Source organism: Actinomadura meridiana (assembly GCF_039537545.1).
Lineage (GTDB): Bacteria > Actinomycetota > Actinomycetes > Streptosporangiales > Streptosporangiaceae > Spirillospora > Spirillospora meridiana.
The window spans coordinates 119,268-137,837 of record NZ_BAABAS010000021.1 but is presented as its reverse complement, the minus strand read 5'-3'; the positions used below and the strand labels follow the sequence as shown (position 1 = coordinate 137,837).

At 66.3% G+C, this 18,570-nt stretch carries 19 protein-coding genes and 1 CRISPR repeat array; of the genes, 10 read left to right on the top strand and 9 right to left on the bottom strand.

The annotated features are described in order from the left end of the window. Positions 1-2: 2 nt before the first annotated feature. From ABD808_RS30480 to ABD808_RS30460, 5 genes are read left to right on the top strand one after another with little or no spacing between them, the layout of a single operon-like run. The gene (locus ABD808_RS30480; protein WP_344903980.1) at positions 3-1,154 is read left to right on the top strand and encodes a GDSL-type esterase/lipase family protein; all 1,152 of its coding nucleotides are present in this window, start codon (positions 3-5) and stop codon (positions 1,152-1,154) included. After that, a complete protein-coding gene (locus ABD808_RS30475) occupies positions 1,151-2,374 on the top strand; it encodes a M20 family metallopeptidase (protein WP_344903977.1) in 1,224 nt (407 codons plus the stop codon). Before ABD808_RS30480 ends, ABD808_RS30475 begins: the two co-directional genes overlap by 4 nt. Beyond that, positions 2,367-3,635, top strand: coding sequence for a M20/M25/M40 family metallo-hydrolase (locus ABD808_RS30470; RefSeq protein WP_344903974.1), 1,269 nt, complete (start codon positions 2,367-2,369; stop codon positions 3,633-3,635). The genes ABD808_RS30475 and ABD808_RS30470 overlap by 8 nt, the downstream gene beginning before the upstream one ends. Beyond that, positions 3,632-5,095 carry a flavin-containing monooxygenase gene (locus tag ABD808_RS30465; RefSeq protein ID WP_344903971.1) on the top strand — a complete coding sequence of 488 codons (1,464 nt, stop codon included), beginning with the start codon at positions 3,632-3,634 and terminating at the stop codon, positions 5,093-5,095. The genes ABD808_RS30470 and ABD808_RS30465 overlap by 4 nt, the downstream gene beginning before the upstream one ends. Next, entirely contained in the window at positions 5,092-5,775 is a 684-nt protein-coding gene (locus ABD808_RS30460; RefSeq protein WP_344903968.1) for a carboxymuconolactone decarboxylase family protein, read from the top strand. The genes ABD808_RS30465 and ABD808_RS30460 overlap by 4 nt, the downstream gene beginning before the upstream one ends. Here ABD808_RS30460 and ABD808_RS30455 read toward each other — a convergent pair. Next, entirely contained in the window at positions 5,755-7,320 is a 1,566-nt protein-coding gene (locus ABD808_RS30455; protein ID WP_344903964.1) for a bis-aminopropyl spermidine synthase family protein, read from the bottom strand. The two genes, ABD808_RS30460 and ABD808_RS30455, sit on opposite strands and share 21 nt — an antisense overlap. Positions 7,321-7,608: 288 nt before the next feature. On the opposite strand from ABD808_RS30455, the gene ABD808_RS30450 reads away from it, so the two are divergent. Beyond that, complete coding sequence (locus tag ABD808_RS30450; RefSeq protein WP_344903961.1) at positions 7,609-8,070, top strand: hypothetical protein; 462 nt, start codon at positions 7,609-7,611, stop codon at positions 8,068-8,070. 139 nt (positions 8,071-8,209) lie between these two features. Then, a complete protein-coding gene (locus tag ABD808_RS30445) occupies positions 8,210-8,836 on the top strand; it encodes a hypothetical protein (RefSeq protein WP_344903958.1) in 627 nt (208 codons plus the stop codon). 78 nt (positions 8,837-8,914) lie between these two features. On the opposite strand, the gene ABD808_RS30440 is transcribed toward ABD808_RS30445, so the two are convergent. The 3 genes from ABD808_RS30440 to ABD808_RS30430 all read right to left on the bottom strand — a co-directional run bounded on the left by ABD808_RS30440 (position 8,915) and on the right by ABD808_RS30430 (position 10,001). Further along, positions 8,915-9,223 (bottom strand): hypothetical protein, encoded by a 309-nt coding sequence (locus ABD808_RS30440; protein WP_344903955.1) that lies wholly within the window; start codon positions 9,221-9,223, stop codon positions 8,915-8,917. A gap of 251 nt (positions 9,224-9,474) precedes the next feature. Then, entirely contained in the window at positions 9,475-9,738 is a 264-nt protein-coding gene (locus ABD808_RS30435; protein ID WP_344903952.1) for a hypothetical protein, read from the bottom strand. Beyond that, positions 9,726-10,001 (bottom strand): hypothetical protein, encoded by a 276-nt coding sequence (locus ABD808_RS30430; protein ID WP_344903949.1) that lies wholly within the window; start codon positions 9,999-10,001, stop codon positions 9,726-9,728. The genes ABD808_RS30435 and ABD808_RS30430 overlap by 13 nt, the downstream gene beginning before the upstream one ends. A gap of 156 nt (positions 10,002-10,157) precedes the next feature. Here ABD808_RS30430 and ABD808_RS30425 point away from each other — a divergent pair, with 156 nt between their 5' ends. After that, complete coding sequence (locus ABD808_RS30425; protein ID WP_344903946.1) at positions 10,158-10,964, top strand: helix-turn-helix domain-containing protein; 807 nt, start codon at positions 10,158-10,160, stop codon at positions 10,962-10,964. Further along, the gene (locus ABD808_RS30420) at positions 10,961-11,152 is read left to right on the top strand and encodes a DUF397 domain-containing protein (protein ID WP_344903943.1); all 192 of its coding nucleotides are present in this window, start codon (positions 10,961-10,963) and stop codon (positions 11,150-11,152) included. Before ABD808_RS30425 ends, ABD808_RS30420 begins: the two co-directional genes overlap by 4 nt. Before the next feature lie 222 nt (positions 11,153-11,374). Further along, positions 11,375-12,622: a CRISPR direct-repeat array (repeat unit 29 nt; unit sequence CGGTTCACCCCCACGGGCGTGGGGAGCAC). A gap of 18 nt (positions 12,623-12,640) precedes the next feature. Here the strand turns inward: ABD808_RS30420 and ABD808_RS30415 are convergent. The 5 genes from ABD808_RS30415 to ABD808_RS30395 form a co-directional block, all read right to left on the bottom strand. Then, positions 12,641-12,847, bottom strand: coding sequence for a type I-E CRISPR-associated endoribonuclease Cas2 (locus tag ABD808_RS30415; RefSeq protein WP_344903940.1), 207 nt, complete (start codon positions 12,845-12,847; stop codon positions 12,641-12,643). After that, complete coding sequence (gene cyaB, locus ABD808_RS30410; protein ID WP_344903937.1) at positions 12,841-13,398, bottom strand: class IV adenylate cyclase; 558 nt, start codon at positions 13,396-13,398, stop codon at positions 12,841-12,843. The genes ABD808_RS30415 and cyaB overlap by 7 nt, the downstream gene beginning before the upstream one ends. Positions 13,399-13,404: 6 nt before the next feature. Then, positions 13,405-14,541, bottom strand: a complete 1,137-nt coding sequence (locus tag ABD808_RS30405; protein WP_344903934.1) for an aldo/keto reductase — start codon at positions 14,539-14,541, stop codon at positions 13,405-13,407. A gap of 134 nt (positions 14,542-14,675) precedes the next feature. Continuing rightward, positions 14,676-16,691: a B12-binding domain-containing radical SAM protein gene (locus ABD808_RS30400; RefSeq protein ID WP_344903931.1), complete on the bottom strand. Its 2,016-nt coding sequence runs from the start codon at positions 16,689-16,691 to the stop codon at positions 14,676-14,678. Between the two features lie 58 nt (positions 16,692-16,749). Next, positions 16,750-17,067: a hypothetical protein gene (locus tag ABD808_RS30395; protein ID WP_344903928.1), complete on the bottom strand. Its 318-nt coding sequence runs from the start codon at positions 17,065-17,067 to the stop codon at positions 16,750-16,752. Positions 17,068-17,238: 171 nt separating this feature from the next. Here ABD808_RS30395 and ABD808_RS30385 point away from each other — a divergent pair, with 171 nt between their 5' ends. After that, positions 17,239-18,570, top strand: coding sequence for an NsdA family TPR-like regulatory protein (locus ABD808_RS30385; RefSeq protein ID WP_486303660.1), 1,332 nt, complete (start codon positions 17,239-17,241; stop codon positions 18,568-18,570).

Genomic DNA, 18,570 nt, shown 5'->3' with positions numbered 1-18,570 from the left:
CCGTGCAGAAGGTCGACCTCGTCGACGGACCCGTCACCATCGCAGGCGCCCTGGACGTGGAGCACACCGACACCGGGCTGATCCCGAGGCGGCTGCCCGCCTGGACGCGCCCGCAGATCACCGACTCCTACATGAAGCTGATGGTGCCGCGCCCCGCCGGTGTGCGCCTGGTGTTCCGCACCGACGCCGACAGCGTCGAGCTGGACGTCTTCGTGACCCGCTTCCGCAACGCCTACCATCCGCTGTTTCCCGTCGCGTTCGACGCGGTCGCCAGCTGGTGCCGCGTCGTCTCCCGCGAGGTGCGCGGCGGCGACATCGCCGTCGTCCGCGCAGGTCAGGTCGTCGAGACCGAACACGGCGAGGCCGAGACCCTCCGCTTCGACGGGCTCGGCGAACAGTGGAAGGACGTCCAGATCTGGCTGCCCCAGGCGGCCATCGTGGAACTACGGGAAATGCGCGCGGACGGAACCGTCGCCCCCGGACGCCTCCCCGGACGCCGTTGGATTCACTACGGCAGCTCGATCAGCCACTGCGCCGAGGCGGGCACCGCGACCGACGCCTGGCCGACCTGGGTGGCGCGCCGCGCCGGGCTCGACCTGACCTCGCTGGCGTTCGCCGGGAACTGCCATCTCGACCCGTTCGCCGCCCGCACGATCCGCGACGAGCCCGCCGACGTCATCACCCTCAAGGTCGGCATCAACGTGCAGAACCTCGACTCGCTCAAGGAACGCACGTTCGTCCCGGCGTTGCACGGGTTTCTCGACACGATCCGCGACGGCCATCCGAGCACCCCTCTCCTGGTGGTGTCGCCGATCATCTGCCCGACGTCCGAGGACCGGGCCGGGCCCACCGTCCAGGACGAAACAGGCCGATACAACGCGACGGGCGACCCGTCCGGCCTCACCCTCCGCCGGATCCGCGCGCTGATCGACGAGATCGTCACGGTGCGCATCCACCACGGCGACGCGCACCTGCGCTACCTCGACGGCCGCGAACTGTTCGGCCCCGACGACGCGACCGACCTCTACGACGGCCTCCATCCGAACGCGGCCGGATACCGCCGCATCGGTGAACGCTTCCACGCGCACGTGTTCGGCCCGTCCGGCATCTGGCCGGAACTGGGCGGCGCTAAGAACGAAGGGCGAGCACGATGACGACCGTATCGACACACGACCAGCACACGTCCCGCGTGATCAGCCTCATCGACGAGCACGAGCCGGAGATCGTCGCGTTCCTACGCGATTTCCTGCGCATCCCGAGCGTGTGGGGCGACGGCCCGAACCTGACCGCCGCCGCCGAACACCTCGCGATGGCGCTCGCCGACGCGGGCGTCGCGGTGGAGCTGCCCGGCTCGGGCACCGACGGGATGCCGAACGTCCTGGCCCGCGCGTCCAGCGGCCACAATCCAGACGAAGCGCTCATCTTCAACGGCCACATGGAGGTGTATCCGCCGTCCGAGTCGTGGCAGCGCGACCCGTTCGGCGGGGAGATCGACAACGGCTGTATCTACGGTGTCGGCGTCGCCGACATGAAGGCCGGGACCGCCGCGATGACGATGGCGACGGCGATGCTGGCCAAGGCCGGGGTGCCGCTGCCCCGCGACGTCGTGGTGCTGGCCGTCCCGAACCACTTCGAGGGCGGCGAGGGCACCCGGCAGGCGCTGCGGGACGGGCTGCGCGGCGCGTACGCGATCAACTGTGAGCCCAGCGACCTGATGGTGCTGACGGGCCAGCGCGGCATCGCCTACGTCACGGTGACCGTGCGCGGCCGGGCGTCGCACACAACCGCGCTGGACATCGGCGTGAACGCCGTCGCGCGGGCCGCCGAGGTCATCCGCGAGGTGCTGGCGATGCCGATCACCCGCGCGGACGGCACGCCCCTGGACGACGTGAAAATCTGCAACGCCGCGCAGATATCGGGCGGCGTGGCGCACAACCTCGTCCCGGAGAAGTGCGAGATCACGTTCGACTTCCGGTTCCCGGCGGCCCAGACACAGGACGACGTGCTGCGGGACGTCCGCGCCGCCGTGGAACGCGCCATCGACCGTCTCACCGAGTTCCCTGTGGACGTCGAGCTGGAGGCGACCTGCCTGAAGAACCCGCGCAGCTCGCTCCAGGTGCCGTCCGGCGAACGCCTCCTCACCGACGTCGCCGCCGCGCACCACCGCAGCACCGGGCAGGCCGCCGCGCACGACGTCCACCCGGCGTGGCCCGACACCCCGATCTTCTGGGAGTCGGGCATCAAGGCCGTCACCTACGGCCCCGGCTCGATGGACTGCTACTGGGACGACGAGTGGGTCGCGGTCGAGGACTACCTCGCCGCCGTCCGCACCTACGCCGTCGCGGCCCTGACGTTGGGCGGCGCGGATGCCTGACGTCGCGGAGATCTGCTCGGACCTCATCAGGTTCGACACGACCAACCCCGGCGGCACCGAGCGCAAGGCGGCCGAATACGTCGCCGCGCTCCTCTCAGGCATGGGCCTGGAACCAACGATCATCGAGGCGGAACCGGGCCGCACGAACCTCGTGGCCCGTATCGCGGGAACCGATTCGACCCTGCCCGCACTGCTCGTCCAAGGCCATCTCGACACCGTCCCCGCCGACGCCTCCGCCTGGTCGCGGCACCCTTTGAGCGGCGACATCGCGGACGGCCACGTCTGGGGCCGGGGCGCCGTCGACATGAAGAACGCGGTCGCGATGACCCTCGCGGCCGTCGAGGGCGCCCTGGCCGCGGGGCGTCGTCCGCGCCGCGACATCGTGCTGGCGTTTCTCGCCGACGAGGAAACGGGCGGGAAACTCGGCGCCGGGCACCTGGTGACCGAGCACCCCGACCTGTTCGAGGGATGCGGCGCGGCGGTCGGCGAGGTCGGCGGCTTCAACGTGCCCGTGTCCGGCGCGCCGCTGTTCGCCGTCTCGGTCGCCGACAAGGGTCTGCGCTGGTACGAGGTGCTGGAGCGGGGCGTCGCGGGACACGGCAGCATGATCCCCCGCGACAACCCGATCCCCCGCCTGGCGGAAACAACGCTGCGTCTGGCGTCGCCCGAGCGCGGCTACACGGTCATCGAGCCGATGCGGGTGCTGGCGTCCCGTATCGCTGGACGTGAGGTCACCGACCCCGACGACGTCGCGGACGTGCTCACCACCCAGACGGGCCCGTTCGGCCGGATGTTCGCCGCCGGTATCCGCACCACCGTCAACGTGACGAGGGTCGGCGCCGGATACAAGGAAAACGTCATCCCCGGCGAGGCGTGGGCGCGGTTCGACTGCCGCTACCTCCCCGGGCACGAAGACGAACTCGAAGAGCACATCACCTCCAGCCTCGCCGAGGGGACGGAGGTGACGCTGCTGCGCCGCAGCCAGGCCGTGTTGTCCGACCACGAAAGCGAATGGTTCGGTCGGCTCACCGAGGCACTCCGGCAGGAGAGCCCCGACTGCGCCGTCGCGCCATTCGTGTTCAGCGGCGGCACCGACAACAAATGGTTCCGCACCCTCGGCATGGAAACGTACGGATTCACGCCGATGCTGTTGCCGCCGGACTACGACTATCCGGCGATGTTCCACGGCGTCGACGAGCGCGTCCCGGTGGACGCCCTCAAGTTCGGCGTGCGAGCGATGGAGAGACTGATATCCCTATGAGTCGAACGCGAGGGCCCAGGGTAGCGATCATCGGCTGCGGATTCGGCGGCATCGCCACCGCCGTGAAGCTGAAGAAGAAGGGCCTCACCAACTTCACCGTCTTCGAGCAGTCGGACGGCCCCGGCGGCACCTGGTGGGACAACCGGTATCCCGGGTGTGAGGTCGACATCGCGTCCCATGCCTATTCCTTCTCCTTCCTGACCTACGACTGGACGCGCACCCACGCCGGTCAGGACGAACTCCAACGTTATGCCGAACACGTCATCGACCGTTTCGACGTGCGCCGCCACTGCCGCTTCGGCGTCCGCGTCGAATCGGCGACCTGGGACGAGGAGAAGGCCCGCTACGAACTGCGCCTAGGGTCCGGCGAACTGGAACCGTTCGACGTGGTGATCAGCTGCCTGGGCCTGCTCAACCAGCCGCGATACCCCGACTGGCCGGGCCTAGACGACTTCGAGGGCCCGAAGTTCCACACGGCCCGCTGGGAGTCCGAACACGACCTGACCGGAAAGCGCGTCGCCGTCGTCGGGACGGGTTCCACCGCCACCCAGATCGTCCCGGCCATCGCCGACACGGTCGAGAAGCTCCACGTCTTCCAGCGGCAACCGGGCTGGATCCTGCCCAAGGGCGAACGCGACTACACCGCGCGCGAGCGCGCCATTTTCCGTCGGCTGCCGTTCACCCAGAAGCTCCGTCGGCTGCGCCTGTTCTACCAGTTTCGGGTCTTGTACAAGGCGTACGACATCCATGGCAAACAGCAGCAGCAGAACCTTCAGAAATGCCGCGACTACATTCGGGAAACAATCAAGGACCCGAAGCTACGCGAGCAACTAACCCCCGACTACCCCTACGGTTGCAAGCGCCCGGTTCTGGCAACGGGCTTCTACCCGGCATTGAACCGGCCCAATGTGGAACTCGTCCCGCACGCGGTCACCCGGGTCACCCCGAAGGGCATCGTGGACGACACGGGCACCGAGCACGAGATCGACGTCCTAGTCATGGCCACGGGCTTCCACGCGACGAAGTTCCTGGCATCACTTGACGTACGCGGCACCGGCGGCGTCTCTATTCACGACACATGGAAGAACGATCCGAGAGCTTTCCTGGGCATCACCGTCCCCGGATACCCGAATTTCTTCATGCTCTACGGCCCCAACACCAACGGCGGCTTCTCGGTCATCGCCCAGTTGGAACGCCAGGCCGAGGTTGCGGCCCGGATGGTCGCCCGCATGCGCCGCAAACGCCTCCGCGCCATCGACACCCGTCCTTCGGCTGCCGACCGCTGGGTGCGGTGGGTCGACGAGCAGATCGCCAAGCACACCTCCGTGATGGAGGCGAACTGCACGAACTACTACCACTCCGAGTCGGGCCGCAACGTCACCCAATGGCCGAAACCCCACGGCGAGTACTATGTGGCGACGAAAACCCTCCCCTACGTCGGCTTCATAGAAGTCCGATGAAGACGCACGGCCTTGAGGCGCTCAAAGCCGCCGACCCGGAATTCTTCGCCGCCTGCGTCGAGCTGGTGAACGCCCCCCGCCACTCCACACTCGACGCCAAGACCCGCGAACTGGTGGCCCTGGCAGTCAACTCCGCCGTCACCCACCTGCACGAACCCGCCGTCCGCCGCCACATCCGAGCAGCCCTGGACGAAGGCGCGACCCGCGAAGAAATCCTGGAGACCTTCCAGCTGGTAGCCGTCCTGGGCATCCACGCCGCCAGCACCGGCTTCCCCCTCCTATGCGACCTGCCCCCGTCCCCCAAGACGGACACCGATCCGGACCGCGAGGCCATCAAGGCAGAGTTCATCCAACGACGCGGCTACTGGGACGCCTCCTGGGAGGACGTCCTCCAGCGAGCCCCCGCCTTTTTCGCGGCCTACCTGAACTTCTCCGCGATCCCCTGGGCCAGAAACGTCCTGGAACCCAAGGTCAAGGAACTGATCTACATAGCGATCGACGCATCCGCGACGCACATGTTCGTGGACGGCCTGAAAGTCCACATCCAGAACGCCACCAACCACGGAGCAACCCCGGACGAGATCGTCACCGTCCTGGAAATCGCCAGCACAATCGGCATCCAGACCCTGGAACTAGGCGTCCCCCTCCTCCAAGAGGAACTAGACCGCCGCTCCGGCTAGGCACTCCCGAACAGCCCCCGGCAGTTCCCTCAACCGATGCATGGGCAGTTCCAGAAGGCTGACGTCCAGGGCCCACGGCGCGGACTCAGCGATCAAGGCGCGCGCCTGCCGTTTGGTCAGGTCAGGCTGGACGCCGATCAGCGCGTCCCGCCAAACGTTCACCACCTTGCCGTGCGCCCGGTCCATCACCGCTCGCAGAACCAGGGAAACCAGATCGCCCCCACCGAACGACTTGCGGACGGCCTCGACCGCCCGTCCGTCCGCGTGCAGTTCATAAACGGGATCGAGCACCGTCGCGAGTTCGCGCACGTCAACGGGATCATCGGTAATGACCCGCACTCGCTCGGCCCGAGTCGCCAGCAGTACACGCGCCAGAGCCGCGTCCATTCCCTTGGGCAGGGCAACCCCGACCTGCCGCACCTTGGCCGCGTACGGCTTGGCCAACCAGGTACTCAACCGAACCCGAGGCACCCCGGGCAGCACATCGTTCGGCCACGTCCCGACCAGAACGTCCGCCCGCAGGTCTCCCAAGTCCTCAGCCGAAACAGGAACCTGCCCTGCGGCCTCCACCGCCTGCGGCCCCTGCGTATAAATGGCGGCACTGAACCGCTCGGCCCGCGCCCCAGCCGCCGGGAGGCTCTTGGACGTAGGACGCAGCACATACAAATCAGCAGCGGACCCGATGGCCTCAGCGCCGTGATACCGGTTGAAGTCCGGATAGACGGCTTCGGACACCAGATTCAAATCGAGCAGTGCCTTCTGCACTTTCAAGGCCAGCATCGGCGTCCGATCGCTGGCGCCATAGGCGAGCAGCACCCGCCCACTCCCCTGCTCACGCAACCCCTGAACGCCGCGAGCCACGAACAACCCGACCCCGTCCGGCGTATAGGGCGGATCGGTGACGACCACATCGGCGAAACTCTCCGCCGACGACGGCAACCCCAGCCGCAGATCAGCCCACCGCGTCCGCACTGGAACCCCAAGCTCGGCGGCCCGCTCATCTATATAAGCGAGAATCCGTTCATCCACGTCGACCACCATCGTCTCGACCTGCGGATGAATCATCGCGACAGCAAGCGACGTCAGGTCATGGTCGCCTACACACAACAACCGCGCGTCCTCAAGCCAGAACCGAGCCCCCAGAAGCAACGCCCGCCGCACCACCGTTTCCGCCGTAGCGGCCACATGATCTAGCACATGCCGCCCACGCGGCGCCCGAGCGATGAACTCTGCCAGCCGCTCAACAACTGCCGCGTGCTCCGACAGCAAATGCCCAACGGGATCGGCCGGAACAAACGGCCGCCATGCCCCCTCCAACAGCTCCCCGGCCCGCCGCGCCTGCTCACCAGTCAGCCGGAACCGTTCACCACCACGCTCCAACTCCAGCCCACCCAGCAGCATCTCCACAGACCGCCGAGGGGCCGCGCTCTCCCGAACAAGGTCGGCGAGCGTCCACCACTGCCCGTCCACCAGCAGACTCAACGCGGTGTGAACGCGCCGAGGGTCCATGCCATCAACAACCGGAAGCCCCGCCGTCCCGTCCACCCGCCAGACCCTATCGCCCCCTGGTCACGCCCTGTGGTCCCCGCCACGACCGGGCTGGACGTTGAAGCGCACGCCGCACAGCGATGTCACTTTCGCCCACACCCCGGCCACGATACGAGCTGCCGAATGAGCACTGGATCGAGGTCGACGTCCACATGAATTCCGGCGATGCACATATAAGGATTAGATTTGGCCACCGTCATGCAACACTAGCGATATGCATTAAATTGCTTGGCAAAATGCATTATCGGGGATATCCTGGGCGGGCTGCCGACCGAAGGTATGGCCATGGAGCCGTCATCGTCCAAGTTCGCGGACTTCGTAGCACTGATCGTTGTCGGCACCGCCATCTGCGTACTGGCGGCCAGCTTCTACTGGATGGTGTCCAACGGCAACAAGCTGGCGCTGGACAACATGCATAGGGCCGAAAAGAGGGCTCGGCAGACCAGCCGGGACATGTTCGGCGCGTTCGCGGCCCTGCCACCGTCCGCGTCAGAGGCCACCTTCCGAGACACGATCGCCGGACGTGCCGTCCAACTCCTCAACTTCGACTCCCGGTCCGGGCGGACCAAGCTGACGATCAAGGTCCATGAGTACGCGGACACCACCGGCGCACGAATCACGCACCTGGAGCTCTGCTTCGACTACACGTTGCTGCGGCCAGAGGCGGGAACCTCGACGTACCAGGAGGTGAAGTGCCCAGCCAAGGACGAATGGACCCGCTGGGACCTGTACTACCCAGGAGGCTAGCGAGCCGTCGTCCCCCCGGCCGTCGTTCGGAACCTGGTTTTCCGCCATTCGGAGGCGTCATGAGCACCCATCGGACCAGCGAGCGTCCGTCTCACCGGGCCACCGATGACCCGTCGGCCAGGCCTGTCGGAGCCCCAGAATGTTCGCTCTACGGCTGCTGATCGCGCTGTGCGCGGTGCCATTGGTCGCGGTCGCGTTCACCGGTGTCGGCTACCTGACCGTACGCGTCCACTCGCTGTACCTTCTGCTCAGCCTGGCCTGCGTCGCGCTGGCACTGATGGTCGTCTGGCACGTCGACCGCCTCTACGAAGATGAGGGTTCGGCCATCTGGGTGATCGGGACGGGTGCCGTCCTGGTCGTTGCCGTCTTCACCGGTTATGTGCTGACGATCGGCTGGATTGCTCCACGGCACACGTGCACCGTGGTCGAGGCAGGTACGTGGTCCCGGGTCACACCCGGCGGCGGGCAGGAGAACCACGAATATCGCCAATTTGTCTGCGACGACGGGCGCACCGACATGTTGGGAATGAAACCGGCTCCGCAGATGGACGACATCACCGACATCACCGACAGGTACAAAGGGAGCCGGACGCAGGTGGCTTACGACCCGAACGGACCGCTACCCTCCATGACCGTCCGCCACCGGATCCCCTACCTGCTCTTTGCCGCCATCGGAATGGCTTTTCTGGTGGTGTTCCACATAGTGGCCGTCCTCGACGATCAGGACCGGCGGCGATCCGGGAATTCTCTGCCCGCCGGGAAATAGTCCGTGCCGCATCGAGCACGGCGAACAGATCTGAGCAAAACAAGAGCGGCCCGCCGTGCTCGTGCACGTTCCGGCTGGTCAGCGGAGTTCGACGAAGGTGTTGGTGACCCTGTCCGGCGGGCAGTAGGTGGAGGATGTGCCGCCGACCGGCGCCCACGGTCCGTACCCCATGATGGTCCCCACGCCAGGGATGTGGTGGGTGTAGAAGCAGACGATCCGGTGCTCTCCGGTCCCGCCGAGGCAGGTGCTGGACGCGGTGCTGAAGTTGAAGGACACGCTGCACTGCGTCGGGCTGGCCGAAGCAGGCCCCGCCATCACGGGCACGGCCGTCAGCGCGCCGAGCGCCACAGCCGAAGCCACAGCGGCCTTACGCGAGAAGAACTTCACAGGTCCTCCTTGAGGGGGTGGGCGAACAGTTGCTCACCCCCCATTCGCCCAAGCCACCCCCATGGATGACCCCACCCCCACAAATTCCAAAAGAACAGGCTTTGTGTCCCACCCGCCGCTGGTTCGGCGGCGGGCGGGACACGGGACGCGAGACGGACGCCCGGGGGCAGAGCCCGCCGTCCAACGCCCCCTTCGCACGGGCCACCCCTCCCGCGCGGTCCGCCCCCTCCCGGACGGCTCCGAGAGGAATCTCACCTCTGACCGGGGCCGAACCAGCGGTGCGCGTGACCCGGAACGCCGTGAATCACGTCGCGACGCGAACCCGCCCGGCCGCCGCGCGTGGACGATGGCCCGGCGACGTGCCTACCCGGCCGACTTCTCCGGCGCGTCCCCCACAGCGCACCGAGCAGAAGCCCGAACAGAAGGAACGCGACGGCGACGATCCCGAACGCGCCCGCCATCCGGATCACGTCACCCGACGTCGTGTACATGCCGGTGGCGATCACGGACGGCATGCCGCGTCCCGCATCACGAGCCGGTGCCGGACCGCACCGAGCGTCTCCTCGATGTCCTCGACCGCCGCGATCGTGCCGTGGTCCATCGTCCACGCGAAGCGCGGAAGCCCGAGGTCGAGGACGACCGTCACGTCGGTCGCGTACCCCAACCGAACGTGACTGATCCTCGCGGACGTCTCCCCGTCCGGAAAGACAAGGAACGCCTTGAGATCGTCGGTGTCGTTCGCGGCGGCCGCGAGCTTGACGACATTCTCCGTCCGCACCTCCGGATGAATCCTTGATTTGGGGCTTTTTTCGTTTTTGGCGCACATTGCCGTCATCACCTCGCAGGACAGATTTCTGTTTAACACTGCAAGTGTGCGCCGGGACGGGCTATCGTTTCTACGTTCGCGCAACTACCGAAACGTAAGGAGTAGAATATGGAAGACCCTCAAGCGCTCGCCCCAGATAGATCATTATGGGACTACATAGCCGTTGAGCTGCGCCGGATGCGCGAGGCTCGCGGCCTGTCCGGCAACAAACTCGCCCAACAACTCGGATGCGACCGCTCATACGTTTCGCGCGTGGAAAACGGACGCATGCCCCTGTCCCTGCGCTATGCCAGGGAGCTGGACCGCCTGTGGGAAACCACATTTGTCCGGCTCGTCCGATTGGCGCAGGCAAGCGACGACGGCGACTGGTTCACCGGCCTCACAGATCACGAGGCCCGCGCCACCCGACACCGCATGTGGTCCGCCCTGCTGGTCCCTGGCCTCCTCCAGACCCCGGACTACGTGAGGGCACTACTCCACGTAGGGGTGGACCGGGATATGGATGCCGATCTCGAGCAGCGTCTCGCTCGGCAGGCAACGGTGTGGAACAGTCCCAAACCGCCACTGGTGAGCGTCATCCTCAGTTGGACCGTCCTCTCACAGCCCGTGGGCAGCGTAGAGGTGATGCGCGCGCAGATCTCGCACCTGATGGAATTGGCGGAAGAACCGCACATCTCCATCCGGGTCATGGAGGCGGCCAGCGGAGCACACAACGGATTAGACGGGTCTTTCCGGCTCCTGACTGTCGGAGACCGAGAAGTCGCGTTCACAGACGCACCCGAACGAGGACGACTCGTGACAACCCCTTCGGACGTGATGAAGTACGCAGTACGCTACGACCGACTGGCCGACCTAGCGGCACCCGTCGGCACGTCGCGAACCATCCTCGGCGAGAGCATGGAGGCGTACCGATGACCGAATGGCGCAAGTCGTCCCACAGCGGCACGGGATCGCAGTCCGACTGCGTGGAACTGGCGGCCCTCCCCGGCACGGTCGGTATCCGAGACAGCAAGAACCCGAACGCCCCCGCGCTGGCACTCCCCGCCGCGAGCTTCCGCGACCTACTCACCACGATCAAGCGCGGAGACCTGGACCGGGCGTAACCGCACGCGACGGCCCGCCCCGGGAACCATCCCGGGGCGGGGTCGCTGCGCAGATTGGGCCCAGAGCTGGCTAGATGGACAACTAGATCACAGTGGCAGCGGTCCACCTCCACCGGCGTGGGAAGCACCACTTGGCGTCGCCCCGCCGCACGGGCGGACTCGGTCCACCCCCAACAGGCGTGGGGAGCACACGATCGCGGCCGGAGCCCCGTCGCCGTCCCACGGTCCACCCCCACGGGCGTGGGGAGCACATCAACAGGGGCAGATTGGCGAGGACGTATTCCGGTTCACCCCCACGGGCGTGGGGAGCACACCTACAACCTGTGCAAGGGCGGCCTGGACGGCGGTTCACCCCCACGGGCGTGGGGAGCACGGCGGCGAGTGGTGTTTGGCCGAGGGTGCCGTTGGTTCACCCCCATGGGCGTGGGGAGCACTTCGCCGTCATGGCGGCCGCGCCCTGGCACACCGGTTCACCCCCACGGGCGTGGGGAGCACGGGACGGAGAACTGCGCACCGCGCCGGACTCCGGTTCACCCCCACGGGCGTGGGGAGCACGACCGAATTGGCGAATCCGCTGATCACACGTCCGGTTCACCCCCATGGGCGTGGGGAGCACCAACAGGCCTGGACGATCGACCCGGCCGCGAGCGGTTCACCCCCACGGGCGTGGGGAGCACATCCTCTGGTGGCCGCTCGGCAGATGCAGATCCGGTTCACCCCCACGGGCGTGGGGAGCACCTGTGGGCGAGCGGGATGCTGGGCGCGGTGTGCGGTTCACCCCCACGGGCGTGGGGAGCACTTCAGAACGCCGGATTTCACGTGCCCGCTGATCGGTTCACCCCCACGGGCGTGGGGAGCACGACGACTCGGCCGTGTTGCTCACCCACGGGGCCGGTTCACCCCCACGGGCGTGGGGAGCACGTCCTCCGCAACATCCACGACCAGGTTCGCATCGGTTCACCCCCACGGGCGTGGGGAGCACAGTACATGACTCTCCAGGAGACGGCCGACTACCGGTTCACCCCCACGGGCGTGGGGAGCACTGTGATGACACAGTCACCAACAGGGGAGGAGTCGGTTCACCCCCACGGGCGTGGGGAGCACGGATTCGCGGTGACCGTGCCAGAGAAAAGGAAAGGTTCACCCCCACGGGCGTGGGGAGCACATGTTCTGCGACGCCAACGGCCCGCACGCCACCGGTTCACCCCCACGGGCGTGGGGAGCACTCTCCGTCCTGCTCGTGGTGGATGAGGCCGACCGGTTCACCCCCACGGGCGTGGGGAGCACCCCCCACCCTTCCCCGTCGTAATCGGAGTCCTCGGTTCACCCCCACGGGCGTGGGGAGCACCTCTGATCACCAGAACTGACGTTGTACGTTCCCGGTTCACCCCCACGGGCGTGGGGAGCACCAGCCACGTAACAGGGGCGTTGATGAAGCTCCGGGTTCACCCCCACGGGCGTGGGGAGCACACTTTGCGACCTGCGGGTTCACAAAGGCGCATGGGGTTCTGGTGATTGGCTGGGTCGGTCTGGGTCCGCTGTGGGGTCTTCGGTGTTCTGGGGGAGGAAGCGGACGAGTTGGAGGCCGTCGAAGTCTGCGATGCGGCGGCGGCGTTCTCCGGCGGTCTTGACGGTGAAGCCTTGTTCGGTCGTTGCCGGGTGGACGAGGACTGCGGCGCCCTCTCTTATCAACACTCCCGGCCGAGCAACATGTGAGGGTAACCCCGGTAGATTCGGTCGCCGAGGCGTATGTCAAGTCCGTCGATGAACTCTTGGAGACGTGCGATGGCCTCCTCGGCGCTCTCGGCGTCGCCCTTGAACTCGAATTCGACGAAATGCCCCGCGTCGGCCACGGTGTCGAACGCGATGACGGCCTCGCCCGGGACGGTCCATTCCTCGCGGGTCTTGTCCACGATGACGAGCTTTGCGAAGTCGAGGGCGAGCAGCGTCCGGCGCAGCGCCTCGATGTCCTCGACGGGCGTCTCGTACTCGTCGCAATGCGTCTTGATTTCGGTGTCCTCGGGAAGCCACCGCTTGTAGTTGATCGATGCTCCGGTGTCGGTCTCGCGCAGACGCAGCCACTCGGAGATCACGGCGGGGGCGAGAAAGTCCCGGTGTGGAGTGTTGTAGTAGGTGTCCACCTGCCGGACGGCCGATCCGCGCTTGCCGCCGCGTGCCTCAAGCTCCCGCTTGAGCTCGTCCGGCTCGTTAAGCGCGAACTTCTGCTCGACCTCGATGTATTTCACTGTCGATCACTCCTTGATGGTGGGTGCACCCATCCCAGAGGGCAGCCTACGGACGCTGGGGCATGGTGCGTGGCTTTTCGCCATCCGGGCGGTGAACGCGTCACGGAGTGGGGCGAGCAATTGGTGCAACCAGGTGATTTCGGCGGTGGTCAGCGCTTCGCCGAGACTCGTGATCGTAGTGTTGATCTGCTCGGCGTCTCGGAAGCCGACCAAGACGGGAGCGGCAGGGTCACGGGCGAGGGCGTAACGCAGGGCGACACGTGCCAGATCCGACACGGCTTCGCCGAAATGTTCCCGGACGGACGCGAGGCCGTGGTGCACCTCGTGGAGCGCCTCGGGAGTGAACATTGGGTCTTGGCGACGGTGGTCGCCTTGACGGAACGCGCGCATACGGTCCGGGCAGTGGGTACCGAGCAGGACGCCTTGTCCGAGGGCCTGTTTGATGATGACGCCGACGCCTTGTGACTCGGCGAGGTCAAACACATCGGTCTCGTCAGGCGTGTAGAGGGGGGATAGCAAGTTGTGCCGGACGGTCAGGACGTCGGGCCGGATCTCCTCGTACAAGTGCAGAAACCGTGCGGCCTCGTGTGTGCAGCGCTCATGGCTCGGGCCGGTTGCCCATTCGAGCGCGAATGTGTGCGGGGCCCGCATCCCGACAGCGCGTACGAGGCCATGTTCGACCAACGCACGCATCTGCTTGATAGCTCCGGGTAGGTACTGGTCGCCCTCACCAAAGTCGGTGGAATGGAAGAAATAGACGTCCAGGTAGTTAGTTCCAAGGTTGGCGAGCGTGCATTCGAGCTGGCGCCTCATCTGTCCGTCCGCGTAGGGATGGGCGGCCGAGGCGAGGTAGCCGACCTTGCTTGAGATCACGAGGTCACTGCGGCGGACGAGAGAGAGTAGACGGCCAAGGAGCCGCTCTGAGCGGCCGAGGCCGTACACATCGGCGGTGTCGTAAAGGGTCACGCCCAAGTCGTGAGCATGTAGCAGCCCAGCGAAAGCGCGACCGCTGTCTACGTGGTCCCAACCGATCGGTACACCGCGGTTTGTGGCCGGCCCTCCAATCGTCCAGCAGCCTGCGCCGAGGGCAGAGACGGAGCGGCCGAGGCCGCGCAGGTGACGGGTTTCCAAGTTCGTGCACATGGGACGCCTCGTCGGTCAGGTTCCGCAGGAGTCGGCAGCGTTGATCAGACGCCATGTATCGGTGCTGCTCCAGCGGGCGTGTTCGGCCAACAGGACCCCGGCCTCGACCGGGGGGAGGGCGTGAGCGAGGTCGGTCACAGCGTCGTCCACGGGGTACGGAGCCGTCTGATGAGGATGTCGGCGAGCTCCGCGCACGCTTCGTCCAGCCCCTCATGGTGGCCGGGGTCGGCATCGGTGCGGTCCAGAAGGGCGAGCATCCCGCCGAATAGGTCGTAACCCGCGCGCTTGAAAGTCACGCGCATGTCCCGGATTGCGCTGCGCCTATCTCCATCTGCCAGCTTCTCCAACGACTTAAGCGTGTAGTCGAGTGCGAAATTGCGATCGACCCACAGTTGCGCCCGTCGTGAGAGGACACCAATGCGCCAGTCAGCGAACCGAGCATCGACGCGCCCCATAGACGGACGTACGGCATCGGTCAACCCAGCCGCCTCGGCGGCGCGAGTGTAGGCCGCACCGATGAGACATTCCATCGATACCAGCGTGTAGCTGACTGCCTCGTGGAAGGGCTGGCCAGCAGCATGCTCGGCCACGAATCCTTCGTCGTGCACGCCGTCGATGATCTCGGCGACGCTCAGGTGTGAGAGGGGACGGAGGATCAAGTCCATGCGGCCCTGGAACGCGTAGGTCGCGTGCAGTTCCTCGGCGTTCATCAGATGATCGAAAGTGATGTAGGTGAAGCGAGTCGGCACACCCAAAGCCGACAGGGTTCTCAGGGCTAGGACGTTCTGTTCTCCGGTGGTCCCCTTGTTGAAGCGATCGAGGATCGAGGTAACGCCGGACTCGACGCCGAACAGGCAGCGACGTAACCCGCGCTCGGTCAGTCCCCGCCACATCCGCCCTCGCTCGAGATGCCACTCCCGGTCACGGTCGAGCCGTACGGCCTGATCCACACGGCACGAGGTCTCCCATCCGAAGCCGCGCGAGTGAAGCATGTCGGCGACGGCCAGGGCACGCGGGACGGCACCCTCGTCTCGGCCAACGAACTCCTCATCGACCAGGTACAGCGTCCGCGAAATGTCGGGGCGTTCGTCGAAGACCTCCGCGAACGCGTCCAGGACCCAGCCGAGCGCCTCGGGAGCGGAGCCAGCCCAAGTGCCCTTATGTCCACGTGGGCAGAAGGAGCAGAAGTTCGTACAGCCTCGTGAGGTCTCAAGCTGGGCGACCCCCCGATAATCGAACGTACGGGGGAGGAGATCCAATTCGGGCCAAATGTCGGGACGCGTGCGGTTGGCGACCGTTGCGGTGCGGCGCGCGCTCCCGATGGTCAGAGTTCCCTCACCGCGTTCCACGCCTCGGTAGCCGATGCCGCGAATATGGTCACGAACAAGGTCTCCGTGCCAGTGCGCGAGTACGTCCGCGATGGTCGTCTCGCCCGCGCCGCGCGCTACGAGTAGATCAGGGTAGCGGTCCAGAAGTAGCCGTTCGTTCCGTACGGTCAGGCTTCCTCCGACCACGACCAGCGGACCATCCACGTCGGAGGTGATCTCATCGAGAACCGACATCATCAGGTCGTGCTGGCCGAAGGTCGCCGAGATCCCCACGATGTCCGGCCTATCGGTCGTGATCCGCTCGATGATGTCGCGAAGACCGACGCCGAGTTGCATGTCCATTAACTCGACACGCCCGAGCAACGTCGCCCGTGCGGCGCGGGCGAGATCGGAGATTCCCAGCGGGAAGCGGGGCAGCGGGAAGTACTCGGGGTGGTACAGCGCGGCCAGGAGCAGCCGAGGCCGCATGAGCCGATGCAGCCCCGCCGGGGTGATGCGCATACTCGAGATCCACGAGGTCGGCTGATCCGGCGTCAAGGCGGCCTCGGCCCAGGTCGGCCACTCTCGGGTCTTGTGAGGCGCCCCGGACAGGTCAGCCACCGTCCATCCGGTGTGTCCAGCGTTCTCGACGAATACGAGGCGGCGTTCCAAGGTTCCGGTGACGACCGCACTAACGCCGACCCATCGCTGTAGGGCCTCGGTCAGCGCGCCAGGGTCGGTCAGGCACGCCGCGCCGAGATCGACCTTCGCGCCCGTGGCGTACTCGACCGCGAATCTCAGCCGCTCACGGGGATCGGCCATGGTCGGGACCGAGCTGGTCACGAGCGTGCCCCACTGACTTCGATAACTTGATGCGGCACTTCCTGGGCGGCGATACCGGTCATGACCGCGCCGTGAGGACGCGTTCGATCGCGGTCACGGCGCCCTCGATGTCGTCGGCCGGGCCGAGCACGTCGCCCCATGACCACATCAGCGACCATCGCTCGTCGAGCAGGTCGCACCCGACGTCTTCCTTAAGGTCCGGCGCGGTGGGATTGACGATGCGCAGAACAGCCGGGCCGAATCGCGTCGCCTCCCTCACCTGCGCACGGAGATTCGTCCCGGCTTCAATGGCTTCGCCGAGCCGTTCAAGACGCCTGCGGCGCGGGCCAGCCGGTCGGGGCGTGCCTGCCACAGGGGCGAAACGAGCGGTGTGCATGACGGAGGTGTCCTTCCTGGGGTTCTGACGAACGGTTCTCTTCTAGAGAAGCTGGACGGACGCCTTCGCCCCAGAGCATCCGTGGCGCGGTGCTGGTGCAGTCGGGAGGCATCTCTGGTGCATTGGCGCTGCACCGCCGATTCACGCCTTACGCTGACATCGGCGAACCCAATGACGACGAGTCGGGCTTCATCGCACGGAGGACCTTCGATGACGGCAGGACGACGGCCCCGGCTGGCCAAGCGCCGGAGCATGCGCGGGTTCAGTCAAGAAGCGCTCGCCACCGCCCTCGGGGCTGACCGGTCCACGGTTGCCCGATGGGAACGCGGACAATGTGACCCCCAGCCCCACCACCGGTCAAAGCTCTGCGGGCTCCTTCAGACCAGTCCGGACGAGCTGGACGAACTATTGACGATCGACGCGACAGGGACACAGGTCCAGGGGGCGGCTACTCAGAGACGGGTACTCCACGGCCGCGTCATCGCTCCCACGGTGGTCACTCCCGACGTCGGCTCTGATGAACTGGAGGACATGAACCGTCGGGAGTTGCTTCGCCTGCTGAGCACCGCGGGAACGCTGATTGCGGTACCTGACATCGTCGTCGATGGGCATGCCGACGACTTAGAACAGATCAGCCAGTACGAGCAACTGAACTCCCACCTGTGGCAGGTTTATGCCCTGTCGGAGTCCAAGCGGACCGTTTATCCCGTCGTCAGGCAACAACTCGACTTGCTGACCCGACGCCTCGATCGTTCGCATTCCTCCGCCACACACAAGCGAATCTGTGCCGCAACCAGTGATCTACTTCAACTCACCGGAGAAATTTTCTTTGACGCCAACCGGTATACCGATGCCACACATTGCTACAAGCTCGCGGCCGACGCCAGCAAAGAGGGCGAGGCTTTCGACCTGTGGGCATGCGCCTTGACTCGACTCGCCTACCTCAGCATGTACGAACGCCGGTTCGACGACGTGACGCCGATCTTGGAGGGGGCCGCTCGCGTCGCCCGGCATGGTGACGGTCAACTGGCCACTCGGCATTGGGTCGCCGCGGTTCAGGCGGAGGCGCACGCCGGTCGGAGGGATCTTGAAGCATGCGAACGCGCCCTCGACAAAGCAGAGCTGGTGAGAGCGCTGACCTGGCCTGTGATGCCGGGCGGTTGGCTCCGCTTTGACGGCTCGCGATTGGCCGAAGAACGCGGTACCTGTTACTCCGCTTTGGGACGGGCCGACTTGGCCTCCGAAGCGCTGACCGAGGCACTCAACACGGCTACCTCGCCACGCCGACGCGGAAGCATCTTGACCGATCTTGCCGCCCTGGGTGTACAGACCAGGGACCTTGATCGGGTCCTTGATTGCGGGGGCCAAGCGGTCGAACTGGCGGAACGGACCCGATCGTCAGGATACATCGGGCGCAAGCTCCAAGGATTGCGTACCCAACTCACCCCTTTGTCGTCCGATAATCGGGCGGCCCAACTCAGCGACCGAATCGCCCAACTCTAA

What these genes read in the sequence shown, in the direction of transcription:
- ABD808_RS30405 (WP_344903934.1), bottom strand. Translation starts at nt 14,541, where the DNA reads ATGTGCACGAACTTGGAAACCCGTCACCTGCGCGGCCTCGGCCGCTCC.
- ABD808_RS30425 (WP_344903946.1), top strand. Translation starts at nt 10,158, where the DNA reads ATGGAAGACCCTCAAGCGCTCGCCCCAGATAGATCATTATGGGACTAC.
- ABD808_RS30435 (WP_344903952.1), bottom strand. Translation starts at nt 9,738, where the DNA reads ATGCCGTCCGTGATCGCCACCGGCATGTACACGACGTCGGGTGACGTG.
- ABD808_RS30460 (WP_344903968.1), top strand. Translation starts at nt 5,092, where the DNA reads ATGAAGACGCACGGCCTTGAGGCGCTCAAAGCCGCCGACCCGGAATTC.
- ABD808_RS30450 (WP_344903961.1), top strand. Translation starts at nt 7,609, where the DNA reads ATGGAGCCGTCATCGTCCAAGTTCGCGGACTTCGTAGCACTGATCGTT.
- ABD808_RS30420 (WP_344903943.1), top strand. Translation starts at nt 10,961, where the DNA reads ATGACCGAATGGCGCAAGTCGTCCCACAGCGGCACGGGATCGCAGTCC.
- ABD808_RS30385 (WP_486303660.1), top strand. Translation starts at nt 17,239, where the DNA reads ATGACGACGAGTCGGGCTTCATCGCACGGAGGACCTTCGATGACGGCA.
- ABD808_RS30445 (WP_344903958.1), top strand. Translation starts at nt 8,210, where the DNA reads ATGTTCGCTCTACGGCTGCTGATCGCGCTGTGCGCGGTGCCATTGGTC.
- ABD808_RS30395 (WP_344903928.1), bottom strand. Translation starts at nt 17,067, where the DNA reads ATGCACACCGCTCGTTTCGCCCCTGTGGCAGGCACGCCCCGACCGGCT.
- ABD808_RS30475 (WP_344903977.1), top strand. Translation starts at nt 1,151, where the DNA reads ATGACGACCGTATCGACACACGACCAGCACACGTCCCGCGTGATCAGC.
- ABD808_RS30470 (WP_344903974.1), top strand. Translation starts at nt 2,367, where the DNA reads ATGCCTGACGTCGCGGAGATCTGCTCGGACCTCATCAGGTTCGACACG.
- ABD808_RS30465 (WP_344903971.1), top strand. Translation starts at nt 3,632, where the DNA reads ATGAGTCGAACGCGAGGGCCCAGGGTAGCGATCATCGGCTGCGGATTC.